The organism is Pseudomonas sp. GYB4201 (assembly GCF_056312595.1).
The window spans coordinates 187,135-206,525 of sequence record NZ_JBWGIG010000011.1 but is presented as its reverse complement, the minus strand read 5'-3'; the positions used below and the strand labels follow the sequence as shown (position 1 = coordinate 206,525).

General features: G+C 65.4%; 16 protein-coding genes. 10 read left to right on the top strand and 6 right to left on the bottom strand.

The features are described 5' to 3' along the window. The first annotated feature begins 426 nt into the window (after window positions 1-426). Window positions 427-1,608, top strand: coding sequence for a thiolase family protein (locus AC0Z2B_RS13405; RefSeq protein WP_476297189.1), 1,182 nt, complete (start codon window positions 427-429; stop codon window positions 1,606-1,608). A 4-nt stretch (window positions 1,609-1,612) separates the two neighbouring features. Here AC0Z2B_RS13405 and AC0Z2B_RS13400 read toward each other — a convergent pair whose 3' ends face one another. Next, window positions 1,613-1,798: a DUF6316 family protein gene (locus tag AC0Z2B_RS13400; protein ID WP_416423001.1), complete on the bottom strand. Its 186-nt coding sequence runs from the start codon at window positions 1,796-1,798 to the stop codon at window positions 1,613-1,615. Between the two features lie 131 nt (window positions 1,799-1,929). Further along, entirely contained in the window at window positions 1,930-3,324 is a 1,395-nt protein-coding gene (locus AC0Z2B_RS13395) for a class II fumarate hydratase (RefSeq protein ID WP_476297187.1), read from the bottom strand. A gap of 170 nt (window positions 3,325-3,494) precedes the next feature. Here AC0Z2B_RS13395 and AC0Z2B_RS13390 point away from each other — a divergent pair, with 170 nt between their 5' ends. From AC0Z2B_RS13390 to AC0Z2B_RS13360, 7 genes are all read left to right on the top strand, one after another. Next, a complete protein-coding gene (locus AC0Z2B_RS13390; protein WP_476297185.1) occupies window positions 3,495-4,025 on the top strand; it encodes a DUF2059 domain-containing protein in 531 nt (176 codons plus the stop codon). Between the two features lie 12 nt (window positions 4,026-4,037). Continuing rightward, window positions 4,038-4,331 carry a BolA family protein gene (locus tag AC0Z2B_RS13385; protein ID WP_476297183.1) on the top strand — a complete coding sequence of 98 codons (294 nt, stop codon included), beginning with the start codon at window positions 4,038-4,040 and terminating at the stop codon, window positions 4,329-4,331. 234 nt (window positions 4,332-4,565) lie between these two features. Next, window positions 4,566-5,507 carry an oxygen-dependent tRNA uridine(34) hydroxylase TrhO gene (gene trhO, locus AC0Z2B_RS13380; RefSeq protein ID WP_416423005.1) on the top strand — a complete coding sequence of 314 codons (942 nt, stop codon included), beginning with the start codon at window positions 4,566-4,568 and terminating at the stop codon, window positions 5,505-5,507. Window positions 5,508-5,511: 4 nt separating this feature from the next. Beyond that, entirely contained in the window at window positions 5,512-6,147 is a 636-nt protein-coding gene (locus tag AC0Z2B_RS13375) for a DsbA family protein (protein ID WP_416423006.1), read from the top strand. Then, a complete protein-coding gene (locus AC0Z2B_RS13370; RefSeq protein ID WP_476297180.1) occupies window positions 6,140-7,972 on the top strand; it encodes an ABC transporter ATP-binding protein in 1,833 nt (610 codons plus the stop codon). Before AC0Z2B_RS13375 ends, AC0Z2B_RS13370 begins: the two co-directional genes overlap by 8 nt. 198 nt (window positions 7,973-8,170) lie before the next feature. Next, on the top strand, window positions 8,171-10,630 hold the full coding sequence (locus tag AC0Z2B_RS13365) for an EAL domain-containing protein (protein ID WP_416423008.1): 2,460 nt from the start codon (window positions 8,171-8,173) through the stop codon (window positions 10,628-10,630). A gap of 44 nt (window positions 10,631-10,674) precedes the next feature. Next, a complete protein-coding gene (locus tag AC0Z2B_RS13360) occupies window positions 10,675-11,472 on the top strand; it encodes a TenA family transcriptional regulator (protein ID WP_416423009.1) in 798 nt (265 codons plus the stop codon). Between the two features lie 6 nt (window positions 11,473-11,478). On the opposite strand, the gene AC0Z2B_RS13355 is transcribed toward AC0Z2B_RS13360, so the two are convergent. The 4 genes from AC0Z2B_RS13355 to AC0Z2B_RS13340 all read right to left on the bottom strand — a co-directional run bounded on the left by AC0Z2B_RS13355 (window position 11,479) and on the right by AC0Z2B_RS13340 (window position 15,134). Then, window positions 11,479-12,219, bottom strand: a complete 741-nt coding sequence (locus tag AC0Z2B_RS13355) for a YciK family oxidoreductase (RefSeq protein ID WP_476297178.1) — start codon at window positions 12,217-12,219, stop codon at window positions 11,479-11,481. 141 nt (window positions 12,220-12,360) lie between these two features. Next, a complete protein-coding gene (gene mupP, locus AC0Z2B_RS13350) occupies window positions 12,361-13,032 on the bottom strand; it encodes an N-acetylmuramic acid 6-phosphate phosphatase MupP (protein WP_416423011.1) in 672 nt (223 codons plus the stop codon). A gap of 3 nt (window positions 13,033-13,035) precedes the next feature. Continuing rightward, window positions 13,036-13,734 (bottom strand): bifunctional 2-polyprenyl-6-hydroxyphenol methylase/3-demethylubiquinol 3-O-methyltransferase UbiG, encoded by a 699-nt coding sequence (gene ubiG / locus AC0Z2B_RS13345; RefSeq protein WP_416423012.1) that lies wholly within the window; start codon window positions 13,732-13,734, stop codon window positions 13,036-13,038. 68 nt (window positions 13,735-13,802) lie between these two features. Further along, entirely contained in the window at window positions 13,803-15,134 is a 1,332-nt protein-coding gene (locus AC0Z2B_RS13340; RefSeq protein ID WP_476297175.1) for a TRZ/ATZ family hydrolase, read from the bottom strand. A gap of 113 nt (window positions 15,135-15,247) precedes the next feature. Here AC0Z2B_RS13340 and mtnA point away from each other — a divergent pair, with 113 nt between their 5' ends. Both mtnA and gyrA read left to right on the top strand, forming a co-directional pair. Next, window positions 15,248-16,324 (top strand): S-methyl-5-thioribose-1-phosphate isomerase, encoded by a 1,077-nt coding sequence (mtnA, locus tag AC0Z2B_RS13335; RefSeq protein WP_476297173.1) that lies wholly within the window; start codon window positions 15,248-15,250, stop codon window positions 16,322-16,324. A 368-nt stretch (window positions 16,325-16,692) separates the two neighbouring features. Beyond that, window positions 16,693-19,335, top strand: coding sequence for a DNA gyrase subunit A (gyrA, locus tag AC0Z2B_RS13330; RefSeq protein ID WP_476297171.1), 2,643 nt, complete (start codon window positions 16,693-16,695; stop codon window positions 19,333-19,335). The last annotated feature ends 56 nt before the right edge of the window (window positions 19,336-19,391 follow it).

Genomic DNA, 19,391 nt, shown 5'->3' with positions numbered 1-19,391 from the left:
GTAACTTTTTGGCAGTCGCCCCAAAAAGTCACCAAAAAGGGCTTGCCCCTGCTTGGGCCCTCCGCTGCGCTACGGGTCCCCTCCTTCCGGCGCCGCTCAACGGGCAGACGGCACCCGCTATAGAAGCCTGCGGGTTACCGTCTCTTCGGCCTGCGGCCTCGGCCCTTCGGGCAGCCCGTTGATCGACGCCTCCAGTCGGCCCGGGCGCTTAACGGGGCCAAGATCAAAAGCAAGATCAAGATCAAGATCAAAAGCCAGATCACAAGCCAGATCACAAGCAGATCAACAGCCGATCAACGGCAGATCATCTGCCCCGCAAAACCTTCGCGATGGCGCGGCATCAGGCGCCTCGATTATCGTCGCGGCAGCGCCACTCCGCACCTATGCTGGTTCTCATTCCCGACAACGACAACAACGAGGTGTGGCATGCGTGAAGTGGTGATCGTCGACAGCGTGCGGACCGGCCTGGCCAAGTCCTTTCGCGGCAAGTTCAACCAGACCCGCCCCGATGACATGGCGGCTCATTGCGTCAACGCGCTGCTGTCGCGCAACGGTATCGACCCGGCCAGCGTCGAGGACTGTATCGTGGGGGCGGCGTCCAACGAGGGCGCCCAGGGCTTCAACATTGGCCGCAACGTGGCGGTGCTGTCGAAACTGGGCACCGGCACCGCTGGCATGACCCTCAACCGGTTCTGCTCCTCGGGCCTGCAGGCCATCGCCATCGCGGCCAACCAGATTGCCTCGGGCTTCAGCGACATCATCGTCGCCGGCGGCGTGGAGTCCATCAGCCTGACCCTGCGCAGCGTCAATCAGGACCGCCTGCTCAACCCCACCCTGCAGGAAAGCTCGCCGGGCATCTACATGCCCATGGGCCTGACCGCCGAGGTGGTGGCCAAGCGTTACCAGGTCAGCCGCCAGGCCCAGGACGCCTACGCTCTGCAGAGCCAGCAACGCACCGCCCAGGCCCAGGCCGATGGCCGCTTCGACGACGAGATCGTGGCCATGCACACCCGCTACCTGGTGGAGGACAAGGCCAGCGGTGAACAGAAGTGGCTGGACGGCGTGGTCGATCGCGACGACTGCAACCGCCCCGACACCACCCTGGAAAGCCTGGCCAGCCTGAAGCCGGCGTTCAGCGAGGACGGTTCGGTGACCGCCGGCAACGCCTCGCAACTGTCGGATGGCGCCTCCATGACCCTGGTCATGAGCCTGGAACGTGCCCAGGCCCTGGGCCTGAAGCCGCGCGCTATCTTCCGCGGGTTTACCGTGGCCGGCTGCGAGCCGGACGAGATGGGTATTGGCCCGGTGTTCGCCGTGCCCAAGCTGCTGAAGGCGGCGGGTGTGAGCTTGCAGGACGTGGACCTGTGGGAGCTGAACGAGGCGTTTGCCTCCCAGTGCCTGTACTGCCGGGACCGCCTGGAGATCGACAACGCCAGGTACAACGTCAACGGCGGCTCCATCGCCATCGGCCACCCGTTCGGCATGACCGGCTCGCGGCAGGTGGGGCATATCGTGCGTGAACTGCAGCGGCAGAAGCTGCGCTACGGCGTGGTGACCATGTGCGTGGGCGGCGGCATGGGCGCGGCGGGGCTGTTCGAGGCGCTGTAAGCCTTCAGCCTTGGCGCTGCATGCGCTGGATATAGGCCTCGGTCTCCTGCGCCGCCAGCTCGCGGGTAGGGTAGGGGCCTTCCTGGGTGTTTTCCCGGGTGGTGAAGAAAAACTCGCCGTTGACCATGATCACCCGGTCACTGCGGTAATGCACCGTGGGTACCGGGTCTTGCGCACGCTTGCCGTACATGGAAATTCCCCCAGGCTGGTTGCCTTCATCTTATCCATTTCCCCCCGCCAGCATAGCTACCACCCGTCACCCCCGTAGCAGCGGCCATCAGGCCGCGTCACGGGCGCCGCGGTGTGCCAGGCGGAGCGCTGTCAGCCGTTTTTCCCTGATTCGAGCATGTTTTCCGGGCGCACCCACTGGTCGAACTCGGCATCGGTGAGGTAGCCCAGGTCCAGCGCCGCCTGGCGCAGGGTGAGGTTCTCGGCGTAGGCCTTCTTGGCGATCTGCGCGGCCTTGTCGTAGCCGATGTGCGGGTTCAGCGCGGTTACCAGCATCAGCCCGCGTTCCAGGTGGTCGGCCATCTGCACCGGGTCGGGCTCCAGCCCGGCGATACAGTGCGCCTGGAAGTTGCTGCAGCCGTCGGCCAGCAGGCGGATGGATTGCAGCAGGTTGTGGATGATCACCGGCTTGTACACGTTCAACTGCAGGTGCCCTTGGCTGGCGGCAAAGCCGATGGCCACGTCGTTGCCCAGCACCTGGCAGGCCAGCATCGACAGCGCCTCGCACTGGGTGGGGTTGACCTTGCCGGGCATGATCGAGCTGCCCGGCTCGTTGGCCGGCAATTTCACCTCGGCGATGCCTGCGCGGGGGCCGGAGCCCAGCAGGCGCAGGTCGTTGGCCAGTTTCATCAGGGCCACCGCCAGGGTCTTCAGGGCGCCAGCCAGGGTGGTCAGCGGCTCGTGGCCGGCCAGGGCGGCGAATTTGTTTGGCGCGGTGATGAATGGCAGCCCCGACAGTGCCGCCAGCTCGGCGGCGATGGCCTCGGAAAAGCCGTGGGGCGCGTTCAAGCCGGTGCCTACCGCGGTGCCGCCCTGGGCCAGTTCGCACACCGCCGGCAGCGCTGCGCGAATGGCGCGCTGGGCGTAATCGAGTTGCGCCACGTAGGCCGACAGCTCCTGGCCGAAGGTGATGGGCGTGGCGTCCATCATGTGCGTGCGCCCGGTCTTGACCAGGTGCATGTGCCGCGCCGCCAGCTCTGCCAGGCCCGCCGACAGCTCAGCGATGGCCGGCAGCAGGTCCTGGTTCACCGCCTGGGCAGCGGCGATGCTCATGGCCGTGGGGAAGCAGTCGTTTGAACTCTGCGAACGGTTGACGTGGTCGTTCGGGTGCACTGGCGCCTTGCCGCCGCGGCCCTTGCCGGCCAGCTCGTTGGCGCGCCCGGCGATCACCTCGTTGACGTTCATGTTGCTCTGGGTGCCGCTGCCGGTCTGCCACACCACCAGGGGGAACTGGTCGTCGTGCTCGCCGCCCAGCACTTCGTCGGCCGCCTGTTCGATCAGCCGGGCGATGTCGGCCGGCAGGTCGCCGTTGCGGTCATTGACCCGCGCCGCGGCCTTCTTGATCAGCGCCAGGGCATGCAGCACCGCCAGGGGCATGCGCTGGTCGCCGATGGCGAAGTTGATCAGCGAGCGCTGGGTCTGGGCCCCCCAGTAGGCCTCGTCGGGAACTTCGATGGGGCCCAGGCTGTCAGTTTCTGTTCGGCTCATGCGACGGTCCTCCTTAACGGTGTGATTGGCAGTTTAGGCTGCGGATCGCCGTTGCGGTTCCATCAGGTTTCATCTGCCGACCGTGCGCCCGGGGTTGAGCCACAGGCTTGCTTGGGCGCAGAATGTTCGATTCCGGGGTACTACCTCGCCTGCTAACTTAAGGAAACTCGATGACCCGTCTTCGTGCCATCTGTACCGCGGTTGCTCTGGTCTGCGCCAGCGGCCAGGTCTTCGCCGACACCGCCAGCCACAACGCCAGTGCCGAATCGTTCCTGATGATGGCGCACGCCGACAAGCTCGGGACCCCGGTCTACATGCAGGTGCAGCAGATGTTTGCCCAGCGTTTCGAACAGACCAAGGCCCCGGACTCCAAGCGCGCCGTGCTGGAAACCTACCAGGCCAAGGCCAACGCCGCCCTGGACCAGGCCATTGGCTGGCCGAAGCTGAAGCCGGACATGGTCAAGCTGTACACCGACAACTTCACCGAGCAAGAGCTGCGTGACCTGGTCAAGTTCTACCAGTCGCCACTGGGCAAGAAAGTGCTGGAGAAGATGCCTTCGGTGACCCAGCAGTCCGCCCAGCTCACCCAGCAGAAGCTGGAAAGCGCGGTGCCGGTGGTCAACAAGCTGTTGTCTGACATGACCAACGAACTGGCACCGGCCAAGGCCGCCGCGCCAGCCGCACCGGCCAAGAAGCCGTAAGCGGGGCCCGTCATGACCATGCAGCAACGCATTGAACAGGCCCTGGTGGCCCTGAACCCGGCGCATTTGCAGGTGCTCGACGAGAGTCACATGCACAGCCGCGGCCAGGAAACCCACTACAAGGTGGTGCTGGTCACCGACCAGTTCGCCGGCCTGTCGCGCGTGAAGCGCCAGCAGATGGTCTATGCCACCCTGGGTGAGCTGATGGGGCAGTTCCACGCCCTGGCCCAGCACACCTACACCCCCGAGGAATGGGCACAGCTGGGCGTCGCCCCGGCGTCGCCCACCTGCGCGGGCGGGCATTGATCCAGAGCAATACTTCCTGGACCAGTTTTTTGCTAGAATTGGCGCAGAAGTAGCAGCCCTCCATTGAGAGGGCCTTGTGGGAGCGGGCTCTGCCCGCGAAGCAAACACCGAGGTGCTTCAGGCATCACGCGGTGTTCACTTCGCGGGCAGAGCCCGCTCCCACTGTCGTTTAACGAACATTCAAATATCAACCCGGTCCGCCCTTTACGAGGGCAACCACCTGGAGTTTCATCCATGACACAAGCCATTGTCGTGGCGGCACTGTACAAGTTCGTCACCCTGGAAGATTACGTTGACCTGCGTGAGCCCCTGCTCAATGCCATGGTCGACAACGGCATCAAGGGCACCCTGCTGATCGCCGAGGAAGGCATCAACGGCACGGTCTCCGGCACCCGCGAAGGCATCGACGGCCTGCTGGCCTGGCTGCGCAGCGACGCGCGCCTGGTGGACATCGACCATAAAGAGTCGTACTGCGACGAGCAGCCGTTCTACCGCACCAAGGTCAAGCTCAAGAAAGAGATCGTGACCCTGGGCGTGCCGGGCGTGGACCCCAACCGCAGCGTCGGCACCTACGTCGACCCAAAGGACTGGAACGCGCTGATCAACGACCCCGAAGTGCTGCTGATCGACACCCGCAACGACTACGAAGTGGCCATCGGCACCTTCGAAGGCGCCATCGACCCCAAGACCACCTCGTTCCGCGAGTTCCCCGACTACATCAAGGCGAACTTCGACCCGGCGGTGCACAAGAAAGTGGCCATGTTCTGCACCGGCGGCATCCGCTGTGAAAAAGCCTCCAGCTACATGCTGGGCGAAGGCTACGGCGAGGTGTTCCACCTCAAGGGCGGCATCCTCAAGTACCTGGAGGAAGTGCCCCAGGAAGAGTCCAAGTGGCAGGGCGACTGCTTCGTGTTCGACAACCGCGTCACCGTGCGCCACGACCTCACCGAGGGCGACTACGACCAGTGCCACGCCTGCCGCACGCCCATCAGCGTCGAAGACCGTGCCAGCGAGCACTACGCGCCTGGCATCAGCTGCCCGCATTGCTGGGACAGCCTGAGCGAGAAGACCCGCAAGAGCGCCATCGACCGCCAGAAGCAGATTGAATTGGCCAAGGCGCGCAACCTTCCGCATCCGATAGGCCATAATTACCGTAAAGCCGCTGCCCAGGACTGACGCCATGCAAAACCGCCTGCTCTACGTGATGGACCCCATGTGCTCCTGGTGCTGGGGCTTCGCACCCGTGGCGCAGGCGCTGATCGAGCAAGCCCAGGCCGCTGGCGTGGGCGTGCACCTGGTAATGGGCGGCCTGCGCACCGGGGGCGGCGCGGCGCTGGAACCGTCGCTGCGCAGCAGCATCCTGCACCACTGGCACGCGGTGCACGAGGCCACCGGCCAGCCGTTCCAGTTCGACGGCGCGCTGCCCGAAGGCTTCGTCTACGACACCGAACCGGCCTGCCGGGCGGTGGTGGCGGTGCGCAGCCTCGACGAAGGCGCGGCCTGGGCCATGGCCAAGCTGATCCAGCACGCCTTCTACGCCGAAGGCCGCGACGTGACCCAGGTGGCAGTGCTGGTGGAACTGGCCGAGGCGGCCGGCATCCCGCGCATCGAGTTCGCCGCCGCCTTCGACAGCGCCGAGCAACTGGCGGCCACCGCGGCCGACTTCAACTGGGTGCGCGACCTCAACATCGCCGGTTTCCCTACCTTGCTGGCCCAGCGCGGCGGCCAGATGGCCCTGCTGACCAACGGCTACCAGCCGCTGGACGAGCTGGCGCCGCTGTTCGCCCGCTGGCTGGAAAGGGCTGCCCATGCTTGACCTGCCCGGGCCGACCGAACTGCCCCTGCGGCCCGAGCCGGTCACCCCCGACCGGCTGAGCTGGGCGCACATTCGGCAATTGGCCCTGCGGCACCGCAAAGCCCTGTGGCTGGCCAATGGCGTGGCCGTGCTGGCCACCCTGTGCAGCGTGCCCATTCCCCTGCTGTTGCCGTTGCTGGTGGACGAAGTGTTGCTGGGCCATGGCGACACCGCGCTGCAAGTGATGAACCACGTGCTGCCCGGCGCCTGGCAGAAGGCCGCCGGCTACATCGGCCTGATGTTGCTGGTGACCTTTGCCCTGCGCTGCCTGGCGCTGGTGTTCAACGTGGTGCAGGCCAGGCTGTTCGCTGGGCTGGCCAAGGACATCGTCTACCGCCTGCGCATCCGCCTGATCGAACGCCTCAAGCGCATCTCCCTCAGCGAATACGAAAGCCTGGGCGGCGGCACCGTGACCACGCACCTGGTCACCGACCTGGACACCCTAGACAAGTTCGTCGGCGAGACCCTGAGCCGTTTCCTGGTGGCCATGCTCACCCTGGTGGGCACCGCCACCATCCTGATGTGGATGAACTGGAAGCTGGCGCTGCTGATCCTGTGCTTCAACCCGTTGGTGATCTTCGCCACGGTGCAGCTGGGCAAGCGCGTCAAGCACCTGAAGAAGCTGGAAAACGACAGCACCGCACGCTTCACCCAGGCGCTGACCGAAACCCTGGAGGCCATCCAGGAGGTGCGCGCCGGCAACCGCCAGGGCTTCTTCCTCGGTCGCCTGGGCCAACGCGCCCGTGAAGTGCGTGACTACGCCGTGGCCTCGCAATGGAAAAGCGACGCCTCGGGGCGTGCCAGCGGCCTGCTGTTCCAGTTCGGCATCGATATCTTCCGCGCCGTGGCCATGCTCACCGTGCTGTTCTCCGACCTGTCCATCGGCCAGATGCTGGCGGTGTTCAGCTACCTGTGGTTCATGATCAGCCCGGTGGAACAACTGCTCAACCTGCAATACGCCTACTACGCCGCCGGTGGCGCGCTGACCCGCATCAACGAACTGCTGGCGCGCGCCGACGAGCCGCAATACCCCGGCGGCATCGACCCGTTCCGCAACCGCGACACCGTGGGTATCGAGGTGCGCGACCTGAGCTTCGGCTACGGCGAGGACCAGGTGCTGGAACACCTGGACCTGTCCATCGCCCCGGGCGAGAAAGTGGCCATTGTCGGCGCCAGTGGCGGCGGCAAGAGCACCCTGGTGCAACTGCTGCTGGGCCTGTACACGCCGCAGAGCGGGGTCATCCGCTTTGGCGGTTGCACCCAGCAGGACATCGGCCTGACCACCCTGCGGGAAAATGTCGCGGTGGTGCTGCAGCACCCGTCACTGTTCAACGACACCGTGCGCGCCAACCTCACCATGGGCCGCGAGCGCAGCGACGAAGCCTGCTGGCAGGCCCTGGAGATCGCCCAGCTGGACGCCGCCATCCGCCTGCTGCCGCAAGGCCTGGACAGCATCGTCGGGCGCTCTGGCGTGCGCCTTTCCGGCGGCCAGCGGCAGCGCCTGGCGATTGCCCGGATGATTCTGGCGCAACCCAAGGTGGTGATTCTCGACGAGGCCACCTCGGCGCTGGACGCCGCCACCGAGTACAACCTGCACCAGGCCATGGCGCGCTTCCTCAACGGCCGCACCACGCTGATCATCGCCCATCGCTTGTCGGCGGTGAAACAGGCCGACCGGGTGCTGGTGTTCGATGGCGGAAGAGTGGCCGAGGACGGCGATCACCAGCAATTGATTGCCGATGGCGGGCTGTACGCGCGGCTGTACGGCCACCTGCAACAGGTCTGAAACGTCCGGTTTTGAGTACATTTGTACCAAAGACAACGCTAGCCATTCATTTGGATAGGCCTGTAAAGTGCCGCCTCGAACGAAATGTAATGCCTGATCATCGATAACCCACTGAACGCGCAGTTTTCGCCTAGGCTGAGCTGATGTGAGTGGAGTTTTCCTGGATGGTTGTCTGGCTCTGCTGATGCAAGGGACCTCATGAAGCAAAATCGGACTCTCGAAACGCCGAGATTATTAGGCATCGTCTGGCCATTTATCGCAGTCGTATTGTTTCAGGCACTGTTGGGGTGCATCAGCCTATACGCGTTGTCGGCCGTGCGGGGCTATGTGGCCGGCGAGAGTCTGTGGTCCAAGGGCCAGAAAGACGCCATCTACTACCTGAACCTGTACGCCGACAGCCGCGATGAACGCATTTTCAGCAAGTACCAGGCTGCCATTGCCGTGCCGCAGGGCAGCCATGACCTGCGCGTGGCCCTGGACCAGCCCGTCCCGGACCTGGTCGCGGCGCGCCAGGGCATCCTGCAGGGCGGCAACCACCCTGACGACGTGTCCAGCCTGATCTGGCTGTACCTCAATTTCCGCCATTTCAGCTACCTGGAGCGCGCCATCGAGCGCTGGACCGTGGGCGACAGCTACCTGGTGCAGCTGGACTCGGTGGCCCAACAGATGCACGCCGGCATCGGCAGTGGCAGCGCCAGCGAAGAAGACATCATGCGCTGGAAGGACCGCATTTTGGCCATCAACGACGGCGTCACGCCGGCGGCCAAGGCCTTCAGCGACGCGCTGGGGGAGGGCTCGCGGTTCCTCTGGCGGCTGTTGATGCTGGTCAACGTCGGCACCGCGCTGCTGCTCATCGCCCTGGCCCTGTGGCGCAGCCACAAGCTGCTGGTGCAGCGACGCGCCTTCGCCACCGCCCTGGAGCTTGAGAAAGAGCGTGCCCAGGTGACCCTGGCGTCCATCGGCGATGGCGTGATCGCCACCGACTTCGAGGGCTGCATCGCCTACATGAACCCGGCTGCCGAGCAGCTCACCCACTGGAACGCCGAGCAGGCGGCCGGCCTGCCGCTGGCCTCGCTGTTCAACCTGCTCGACGAAAACGCCGAGAAAGACAGCTTCACCCTGATCGAGCACATCCTCGGCGGCCAGCTGACCGGTGGCAGCGAGCACGCCAAGCTGATCCAGCGCCTGGACGGCAGCACCGTGTCGGTGACCCTGGTGGGCGCGCCCATCCGCACCGACGGGCGCATCAGCGGCACCGTGCTGGTGCTGCACGACATGACCCAGGAGCGGCAGTACATCGCCAACCTGTCCTGGCAGGCCACCCACGACGCCCTGACCGGCCTGGCCAACCGCCGCGAGTTCGAATTCCGCCTGGAGCAGGCGCTGGGCAACGTCGGCCGCAACCAGTGCCGCCACTCGCTGATGTTCCTCGACCTGGATCAGTTCAAGCTGGTCAACGACACCTGCGGCCATGCCGCTGGCGACGAGCTGCTGCGGCATATCTGCACTTTGTTGCAGTCGGGGCTGCGCGACGGCGACACCCTGGCGCGCCTGGGTGGCGACGAGTTCGGCATCCTCCTGGAAAACTGCCCGGCCGATGTCGCCGAGCGCATCGCCGACAGCCTGCGCCAGACCGTGCAGAACCTGCACTTCGTGTGGAAGGGCCGGCCATTCGTGACCACCGTGAGTATCGGCCTGGTACACATTGCCCAACTGCCCACCACCCTGGAAGCCTCCCTGCGCGCCGCCGACATGGCCTGCTACATGGCCAAGGAGAAGGGCCGCAACCGCGTGCAGGTGTACCACGCCGACGACACCGAGCTGTCCATGCGCTTCGGCGAGATGGCTTGGGTGCAGCGCCTGCACATGGCCCTGGAAGAGAACCGCTTCGTGCTCTACGCCCAGGAAATCGCCGCCCTGGGCCGCACTTCGGCCTCTGGCGGCCACGTGGAGATCCTGCTGCGCCTGCACGACGAAAGCGGGCGCATCATCATGCCGGAGAACTTCATCCCCGCCGCCGAGCGCTACGGCCTGATGACGGCGCTGGATCGCTGGGTGGTGCAGAACGTCTTCAAGATCATCCAGCAGTGCATGAGTGAAGGGGTGGAAGGGCCGCTGGCCATCTGCGCCATCAACCTGTCGGGCACCAGCATCGGCGACGAGGCGTTCCTGGAGTACCTGCGCGAGCAGTTCCAGCGCTTTGCCATTCCGCCGGAATTGATCTGTTTCGAAATCACCGAGACCGCGGCGATTTCCAACCTGGGCAGCGCCATCCGCTTCATCAACGAGCTCAAGAGCCTGGGCTGCCGCTTCTCGCTGGACGATTTCTGCGCCGGCATGTCCTCGTTCGCCTACCTCAAGCACCTGCCGGTGGACTTCCTCAAGATCGACGGCAGTTTCGTCAAGGACATGCTCGACGACCCGATCAACCGCGCCATGGTCGAGGTGATCAACCATATCGGCCACGTGATGGGCAAGGAAACCATCGCCGAGTTCGTCGAAACCCCGCTGATAGAGCAGGCTTTGCTGGAAATCGGGGTAGATTATGCCCAGGGTTATCTGATAGAACGTCCACAGGTATTCACCTGCGAAAGTCTGCAGCGTCGCGAGGTCCGCCCGCGCCCCTTGTTGTTCAAGGCGCCGGGGACTTTTCGCTGATGCTGCAGCCGTGACCGTCACTCAATAAAGAAGGAATCTGACAAGTGATCGAGGCGTTCGTCCGTACTGGCCCCCTCATGGAAGCCACCAGTTACCCGCTTTGGGCCCAACAGCTGATTCGTGACTGCAGCGAAAGCAAGCGGCGCGTGGTGGACCATGAGCTGTACCGCGCCATGCGCGATGCCACCCTCAGCGCCAAGACCATGCGTCAGTACCTGATTGGTGGCTGGCCGGTGGTGGAGCAGTTTGCCCTGTACATGGCCCAGAGCCTAACCAAGACCCGCTTTGGCCGCCACCCGGGCGAGGACATGGCCCGCCGCTGGCTGATGCGCAACATTCGCGTGGAACTCAACCATGCCGATTACTGGGTGCACTGGTGCAACGCCCATGGCGTCAGCCTGGAAGATCTGCAGGCGCAGGACGTGCCTGCCGAGCTGCTGTCGCTGAGCCACTGGTGCTGGCAGACCACGTCGGCGGACTCGCTGATCGTCGGCATTGCCGCTACCAACTACGCCATCGAGGGTGCCACCGGCGAATGGTCGGCGGTGGTCTGCGCCAACGACGTGTACGCCAACTCGTTCCCCGAGGAAGGCCGCAAGCGCGCCATGAAGTGGCTGAAGATGCACGCCCAGTACGACGACGCCCACCCGTGGGAAGCGCTGGAGATCATCTGCACCCTGGCCGGCCACAACCCCACCAAGGCGCTGCAGGCCGAGCTGCGTCGCGCGGTGTGCCGCAGCTACGACTACATGTTCAACTTCCTGGAGCGCTGCATGGCGTTCGAGCGCGAGCAGCACAGCGTGCGCCGCGAACGCCTGGCGGCCGTGGCCGCCCAGCACTGAGGGTGATTACTGGGCGTTGAACGCCTGGCCGTTCACGGCCTTGCTGTCCGGGCCCATCAGGTACAGGTACACCGGCATGATGGCCTCGGGCAGCGGGTTTTTCTCCGGCGCTTCCGCCGGGTAGGCCTGGGCACGCATGCTGGTGCGTGTGGCGCCCGGGTTGATGCTGTTGGCGCGCAACGTGCCCATGCCATCCAGCTCGTCGGCCAGGGTCTGCATCAGGCCTTCGGTGGCGAATTTCGACACCCCGTACGCACCCCAGTAGGCCCGGCCCTTGCGCCCGACGCTGCTGGAGGTGAACACCATCGAACCATCCGCCGACAGCTTGAGCAGCGGCAGCAGCGTGCTGGTGAGCATGAAGGTGGCGTTGACGTTGACGTGCATCACCCGCATGAAGTGCTCGCCCGACAGTTGGTCGAGGGGCGTGCGCGGGCCGATGATGGAGGCGTTGTGCAGCAGCCCGTCGAGGCGGCCGAACTCGTTCTCGATCATCACTGCCAGCTCGTCGTAGTGATGTGGCAGGGCGGTTTCCAGGTTGAAGGGGATGACCACCGGGCGCGGGTGGCCGGCGGCCTCGATCTGGTCGTAGACCTCGCTCAGGTTGGCTTCGGTCTTGCCCAGCAGCAGCACGGTGGCACCGTGGGCGGCGTAGGCGAGGGCGGCAGCGGCGCCGATGCCGCGGCCGGCACCGGTCACCAGGATGATGCGGTCCTTGAGCAGGGCGGGTGGGGCGGTGTAGTCGAACATGAAAATTCTCCTTTGCGGCCGCCACATCCCCGTAGCCGCTGGCGAAGCCTGCGCTGGCCCTGAAGTGCGCCGTAGATCTCCAGCGGGGCATAGGGCCAGCGCAGCCTGGCGGCAGCGGCTACGGGCGTGGTGGGCCGGCGGTCAGCAGCTGCACATGGCCTGGTCGAGCACCTTGCGCAGTTCCAGCGGGTGGTCCACCACCACGTCGGCGCCCCAGTGGCTGGGGTTGTCGTGAGGGTGAATATAGCCATAGCGCACGGCTGCGGTGCGGGTGCCGGCGTCGCGGCCCGACTCGATGTCGCGCAGGTCGTCGCCCACGAACAGCACGCTGGCCGGGTCCAGGTCGAGCATCTTGCACGCCAGGGTCAGCGGCTCGGGGTCGGGCTTGCTGTTGGTCACGTGGTCCGGGCAGATCAGCAGCGCCGAGCGCTCGGCCAGGCCCAGCTGCTGCATGATCGGCTCGGCGAAGCGCACCGGCTTGTTGGTGACCACGCCCCAGCGCAGGCCGGCTTTCTCGATGTCGTCCAGCAACTCGGCCATGCCCTCGTAGAGGTGGCTGTGCACCGCGCAGCCCACCTGGTAGCGCTCCAGGAATTCCAGGCGCAGGGCCTCGAACTCCGGCGCCTGGGGCGACAGGGCGAAGGTGGCCGAGACCATGGCCTTGGCACCGCCCGACACCACGTCGCGAATCAGCTGCTCATCGATGGCCGGCAGGTTGCGCTCGGCGAGCATGGCCTGGCAGATGGCGATGAAGTCCGGCGCCGTGTCCAGCAGGGTGCCGTCCATGTCGAAGAGAACCGCTCTCAAGCGCATCGATCACTCCTCCCGCAGGGTCTGGACCATGTAGTTGACGTCGACGTCGGCGGCCAGCTTGTAGTGCTTGGTCAGCGGGTTGTAGGTCAGGCCGATGATGTCCTTGACCGACAGGCCGGCCGTGCGCGCCCAGGCGCCCAGCTCGGAAGGGCGGATGAATTTCTTGAAGTCGTGGGTGCCGCGCGGCATCAGCTTGAGGATGTACTCGGCGCCGATGATGGCGAACAGGTAGGACTTGGGGTTGCGGTTGATGGTGGAGAAGAACACCTGGCCGCCCGGCTTGACCATTTTGTAGCAGGCGCGGATCACCGACGACGGGTCGGGCACGTGCTCGAGCATTTCCAGGCAGGTGACCACGTCGAACTGGCCAGGCATTTCCTCGGCCAGGGCCTCGGCGGTGATCTGCCGGTATTCCACCTGCACGCCGGACTCCAGCTGGTGCAGCTGGGCCACGGCCAGTGGCGCCTCGCCCATGTCGATGCCGGTGACGGTGGCGCCGCGCAGGGCCATGGCCTCGCTGAGGATGCCGCCGCCGCAGCCTACGTCCAGGACCTTCTTGCCGGACAGCTTGGCGCGCTCGTCAATCCAGTTGACGCGCATGGGGTTGATGTCGTGCAGGGGCTTGAACTCGCTCTCGCGGTCCCACCAGCGGTGCGCCAGGGCTTCGAACTTGGCGATTTCGGCGTGGTCGACGTTGCTCATTGGGGTGTCCTTTTGAAAACTGTGTTGAATTTGGCGTAGTGCCGGCCGCCACCAGGCGGCCGCAAGGGTTATTCGTGCCGGGCCGCGATGCGCTGGCCCCAGCCGGCGGCGGTGGCCGCCAGGCCCTGTTCGTCCATGCGCGTCAGCGCACGGTCCTGAAGCAGGGCGCTACCACCGACCCAGACGTGCGTCACGCAGTCCCGGCCCGTGGCGTAGATCAGTTGTGAAACCGGGTCGTACACTGGCTGCTGGGCCAGCCCCGACAGGTCGAACGCGGTCATGTCGGCGGCCTTGCCCACTTCCAGCGAGCCGATGCTGGCTTCCAGGCCCAGGGCGCGGGCGCCGTTGAGCGTGGCCATGCGCAGGGCGCGGTGGGCGTCCAGGGCGGTGGCGTTGCCGGCCACGGCCTTGGCCAGCAGCGCGGCGGTGCGCGTCTCGCCCAGCAGGTCGAGGTCATTGTTGCTGGCGGCGCCGTCGGTGCCTACTGCCACATTGACGCCGGCCTGCCACAGGCGTTCCACCGGGCAGAAGCCGCTGGCCAGCTTGAGGTTGGATTCGGGGCAGTGCACCACGCTGGTGTTGCTTTCCACCAGCAGGGCCAGGTCCTCTTCGCTGATTTGCGTCATGTGCACGGCCTGGAAGCGCGGGCCCAGCAGGCCCAGGCGGCCCAGGCGCGCCAGTGGCCGCTCGCCACCCTGCGCCAGGGCCTGCTCCACTTCGCCGGCCGTCTCGTGCACGTGCATCTGGATGGCAGCGTCCAGTTCGTCGGCCAGCACGCGGATTTTTTCCAGGTTGGCGTCACCCACGGTATAAGGGGCGTGGGGGCCGAAGGCAATGGAGATGCGCGGATGGTGTTTCAGGTCACTGAACAGTTCCACGCCCTGGTGCAGGGCTTCATCGGCGCTGCGTGCACCCGGGATGGGGAAATCCAGCACCGGAATGCTGATTTGCGCGCGCATGCCGCTGTGGTGCACCCGTTCGCTGGCCGCGCGCGGGTAGAAGTACATGTCCGAGAAGCAGGTAACGCCGCCTTTCAGCTGCTCGGCGATGGCCAGGTCAGTGCCGTCGCGCACGAACGCCTCGTCCACCCAGCGCCCTTCGGCGGGCCATATGTGGTCCTGCAGCCAGGTCATCAGCGGCAAATCGTCGGCCAGGCCGCGGAACAGGGTCATGGCCGCGTGGCCGTGGGCGTTGACCAAACCCGGGGTCAGCAGCATGCCGGGCAGCTCGCGCACCTCGCGGGCCGCCAGCTTCAAGGCTTCCGCTCGCGGGCCGATAAACACTATATTGCCGTCACGCACGCCCAGGCCATGCTCCTTCAGCACCACGCCGGCCGGTTCCACGGGCACCAGCCAGCTGGGCAACAGCAACAGGTCGAGGGGCTGGGCAGCGTCGGGCATGGTGAGGTTCCAGTGCTTTGGGTCGGTGATGGCGAAGTATACCCGAGCGTCTTCCCCGGGGGCTCGCTATAATCGGCCGCTTTTGATGTCAGCTTTCAGATCAGGGGTGGGCAATGCGCGAACGTCTATTGGCAGCAGAGAAAGTGAAGGCCATCGACTGGCGTGACGGGGCCCTGCATCTGCTCGACCAGCGCGTGCTGCCGCACCAGGAGACCTGGCTGGCCTACACCGACGCCGCCGGCGTCGCCGAGGCCATCCGTGGCATGGTGGTGCGCGGCGCGCCGGCCATCGGCATCAGTGCCGCCTATGGCATCGTCCTGGGCGCCCGCCAACGTCATGCCCAGGGGGGCGACTGGCTGGCAGCGCTGGAGCAGGATTTCACCGTGCTGGCGGCCTCGCGGCCTACGGCGGTCAACCTGTTCTGGGCGCTGAACCGCATGCGCGAGCGCCTGGAACGGGTCAAGGGCCATGCCGACGTGCTGGGCCTGCTGGAGGCCGAAGCCCTGGCCATCCATGAAAGCGACCGCGAGGCCAACCTGACCATGGCCCAGCTGGGCGTGGATCTGATCCGCCGTCACCAGGGCAACGCCCAGGCCATCCTAACCCACTGCAACACCGGCGCCCTGGCCACCGGCGGCTTCGGCACCGCGCTGGGGGTGATCCGCGGGGCGTTCATCGAAGGCATGGTCGAGCGCGTCTACGCCGATGAAACCCGCCCGTGGCTGCAGGGCTCGCGCCTGACCGCCTGGGAGCTGGCCAACGAGGGCATCCCGGTCACCGTCAACGCTGATTCCGCCGCCGCGCACTTGATGAAAACCAAAGGCATCACCTGGGTCATCGTCGGCGCCGACCGCATTACCGCCAACGGCGACGTGGCCAACAAGATCGGCACCTACCAGCTGGCCGTCACCGCCATGCACCACGGCGTGCGCTTCATGGTGGTGGCGCCCAGTTCCACCATCGACATGAGCCTGGCCAGTGGCGAGGACATTCCCATCGAGGAGCGCGACGGCCGCGAACTGCTGGAAGTGGGCGGGCAGCGCCTGGGCGCCGATGTCGATGCCTTCAACCCGGTGTTCGACGTGACCCCGGCGGACCTGATCGACGCGATCATCACCGAGAAAGGCATCGTCGAGCGGCCCGACGCGGCCAAGCTGGCCCAGCTGATGTGTCGCAAGCGGTTGCATTGACTCGCACCTGCGCCGCGCACCCTCTGGGACCGCGCCGATCCGGGACGCAGCCTTCGGCAGCTGCTACGGGGAAATCAGGGGTGTAAACATTGCCAATTGCGCACAAAAGCCCCTCAGAGCCATCCCAGGCGCGATCACTCATCAATTAATGGGTTTGCAAGCCTTCCAGGGGATAGGTCCCTGACGGGCTTTGTGGTAACATCCGACGGTTTCCAGGGTCGCCCTTTGAGGTGGCCCCCACTGCGCAGATCCAGAGCATAACTCGTTGATTTGTCGTAAGTCGCCTCACGGCCGTGCCGTCGGCGGCGAGCTTCGTTCGTCCCATTGGATGTGACGGAGTTTCACCAGAAAAAGGAATCAGGCTTCTCATGGGCGAACTGGCCAAAGAAATCCTCCCGGTCAATATCGAAGACGAGCTGAGACAGTCCTACCTCGACTACGCGATGAGCGTCATCGTCGGGCGTGCACTGCCTGATGCGCGTGATGGCTTGAAGCCCGTGCATCGCCGCGTTCTGTTTGCGATGAGTGAACTGGGTAACGACTGGAACAAACCGTACAAGAAATCCGCCCGTGTGGTCGGTGACGTGATCGGTAAGTACCACCCTCACGGTGACACCGCGGTCTACGACACCATCGTGCGTATGGCCCAGCCTTTCTCCCTGCGCTACCTGCTGGTAGACGGCCAGGGCAACTTCGGTTCGGTGGACGGCGACAACGCCGCGGCCATGCGATACACCGAAGTGCGCATGACCAAGCTGGCCCATGAGCTGCTGGCCGACCTGCACAAGGAAACCGTGGACTGGGTGCCCAACTACGACGGCACCGAGCAGATCCCGGCGGTGATGCCGACGCGCATCCCCAACCTGCTGGTCAACGGCTCCAGCGGTATCGCCGTGGGCATGGCCACCAACATCCCGCCACACAACCTCGGTGAAGTCATCGACGGTTGCCTGGCGCTGATCGACAACGCCGACATCACCGTCGACGAGTTGATGCAGTACATTCCCGGCCCCGACTTCCCGACCGCAGGCATCATCAACGGTCGCGCCGGCATCATCGAGGCCTACCGCACCGGCCGTGGCCGCATTTATATGCGTGCCCGTTCCACCGTCGAAGACATCGACAAGGTTGGCGGCCGCCAGCAGATCGTGGTCACCGAGCTGCCGTACCAGCTGAACAAGGCCCGCCTGATCGAGAAGATCGCGGAGCTGGTGAAAGAGAAGAAGCTGGAAGGCATCACCGAACTGCGCGACGAGTCCGACAAGGACGGCATGCGTATCGTCATCGAGCTGCGTCGCGGCGAAGTGCCGGAGGTGATCCTCAACAACCTCTACGCCCAGACCCAGATGCAGGCCGTGTTCGGCATCAACGTGGTGGCCCTGATCGACGGCCGCCCACGGGTGCTGAACCTCAAGGACCTGCTGGAAGCCTTCGTGCGCCACCGCCGCGAAGTGGTCACCCGCCGCACCGTGTTCGAGCTGCGCAAGGCCCGCGAGCGCGGCCACATCCTGGAAGGCCAGGCCGTTGCCCTGTCGAACATCGACCCGGTCATCGCCCTGATCAAGGCCTCGCCGACGCCGTCCGAGGCCAAGGAAGCCCTGGTCAGCACTGCCTGGGAATCCAGCGCCGTGGTAGCCATGGTGGAAGCGGCCGGCGCCGAGTCGTCGCGCCCCGAGAACCTGGATCCGCAGTACGGCCTGCGTGACGGCAAGTACTGGCTGTCGCCGGAACAGGCCCAGGCCATCCTCGACCTGCGCCTGCACCGCCTCACCGGCCTGGAGCACGAGAAGCTGCTGGCCGAGTACCAGGAGATCCTCAACCAGATCGGCGAGCTGATCCGCATCCTCAACAGCGCTGCGCGCCTGATGGAAGTGATTCGCGAAGAGCTGGAAGTGATCCGCGCCGAATACGGCGACGTGCGCCGCACCGAGATCCTCGACGCGCGCCTGGACCTGACCCTGGGTGACATGATCCCGGAAGAAGAGCGCGTGGTGACCATCTCCCACGGCGGCTACGCCAAGACCCAGCCACTGGCTGCCTACCAGGCCCAGCGCCGCGGCGGCAAGGGCAAGTCGGCTACCGGTGTGAAGGACGAAGACTACATCGCCCACCTGCTGGTAGCGAACAGCCATACCACCCTGCTGCTGTTCTCCAGCAAGGGCAAGGTGTACTGGCTCAAGACCTACGAGATCCCGGAGGCCTCGCGTGCCGCCCGTGGTCGCCCGCTGGTCAACCTGCTGCCGCTGGACGATGGCGAGTACATCACCACCATGCTGCCGGTGGAGGAATACACCGAAGGTCACTTCATCTTCATGGCCACCGCCAACGGCACCGTGAAGAAGACCCCGCTGGAATCCTTCAGCCGCCAGCGCAGCGTGGGCCTGATCGCCCTGGAGCTGGACGAAGGCGACGTGCTGATCTCGGCCGCCATCACCGACGGCGAGCGTGAAGTCATGCTGTTCTCCGACGGCGGCAAGGTCACCCGCTTCAAGGAATCCGACGTACGGGCCATGGGTCGTACCGCCCGCGGCGTGCGCGGCATGCGCCTGCCAGAAGGGCAGAAGCTGATTTCCATGCTGATCCCTGAAGAAGGCAGCCAGATCCTCACCGCTTCCGAGCGTGGTTATGGCAAGCGCACCGCCATCGGCGAGTTCCCCGAGTACAAGCGTGGCGGCCAGGGCGTCATCGCCATGGTCAGCAACGACCGCAACGGCCGTCTGGTCGGGGCTGTACAGGTGCTGGACGGCGAGGAGATCATGCTGATTTCCGACCAGGGCACCCTGGTGCGTACCCGCGTCAGCGAAGTCTCCAGCCTGGGCCGTAACACCCAGGGCGTGACGCTGATCAAGCTGGCCAGCGACGAGACGCTGGTAGGCCTGGAGCGCGTGCAGGAGCCATCGGAAGTCGAGGGCGAGGAATTGCTCGAGGGCGAAGAGGGCTTCGAAGCGCCGGCCGAAGGCGCCGAGGTGGCGGATGAGGCGCCAGGCGACGACGAGTTGCCGCAGGAATAAATTGTCGTGATGGATCATGGGGGCACTTCGGTGCCCTCAATGATATTTGGGTGGTG